The organism is Anaerobiospirillum sp. NML120448 (assembly GCF_023050945.1).
In the GTDB taxonomy this organism is placed as follows: Bacteria; Pseudomonadota; Gammaproteobacteria; order Enterobacterales; family Succinivibrionaceae; genus Anaerobiospirillum.
In genome coordinates this window covers 1-1,111 of the sequence record NZ_JALKIM010000187.1, presented here as the reverse complement: position 1 = coordinate 1,111, position 1,111 = coordinate 1, and the positions used below count along the sequence as shown (strand labels likewise).

Here is a 1,111-nt window from a genome sequence, read left to right as displayed (position 1 = left end):
TCCATTATCAAGCAAATCTTGCCAAGCATAGCTAATGCTTTGCTATCTACATTCATTGCCTCACCAGCAGTACCCTTGGTTATAGTATTGTTTACAGGACATTTTGTTGGTAAAGATAAAGCGCAGTGATCTTTTGTGTGGCTATTACGTCCAGAAGAGTTAAAGCGTTTGTTTCCTTGAGACTTGTTGGCTGTTTGATAAGAACCATTGCCTTTACAGTCATAATGCAAGCCAGTCTCATTATTAACTACATTAGTTATGCCGTCGTGAAGTATGAAATCATCAACGCCAAACTTTTCTCCAAGCATCTTAAAAATTTCACTTGCAAAAAAATCATTGGACTTCTTAGAAATCAGATGCTTACTTTCATGATAGACCAGCTGGATAATTACTGAAGCATAATTCTTGAAAAACCTATGAAAACTATCTTTAGTTAACCAATCCCTTAAATTACGAGCAGATGAGTTGTCTTTACAAAGCTCAGTAATTGATTTAACAGCATAAGGACGATCATCTCTAAAGCCTTGTGAGGCACTTTTTAGTAGAGCAAACACAAGTAACACAGGATCGAATGCATGAACATTACATGAAGTTACAAATTGATTAAATAACTGCCTAATAAAGGTTCCAGTTAATACAAGCTCCAAACAGATATTTTCATAAAGCTTTCCTCCAATAGTGAAGTTATATAAGCCACCTTCCTTACGACTGTCCTTATCAATAACAACTTCATCATTGTTAAAACCAACTTGTACATTGAAGTTCTTTAACGTTTCATTAGGGTGAGAGTGTCCCACCATTCCGCCAAAGTTGAAATCTTGCGTATCCCTAAAAGTACCGCTGCTAATATTCTTTTCAGCAGCCTCCTTTTTCATACGAGCTTTTTCGGCTTCAATTACATCTTGCAATTCACCTAAAGCAACTGCTAGATCTACAGCCAATGTTATTATTGGAGGGTATTCAGCTTGTGAGTCGCCATCTCTAGTTAGAGGCACTCCTTCCGCTAATATCTTTAGCAGTCGTTTGGCCTCCTCCATGTCACGTGTATTAGAGCGATTGCCTCGCCCTTTCCATTTAGGATCACTAATTTTTTGGGCTAAATCATAAAGAT

General features: G+C 37.4%; 1 protein-coding gene. It reads right to left on the bottom strand.

Annotation, left to right across the window (positions count from 1 at the left end):
- On the bottom strand, window positions 1–995 hold a 995-nt coding region (locus tag MXE38_RS12370; protein ID WP_246915520.1), incomplete at its 3' end, for a hypothetical protein.
- Between the last annotated feature and the right edge of the window lie 116 nt (window positions 996–1,111).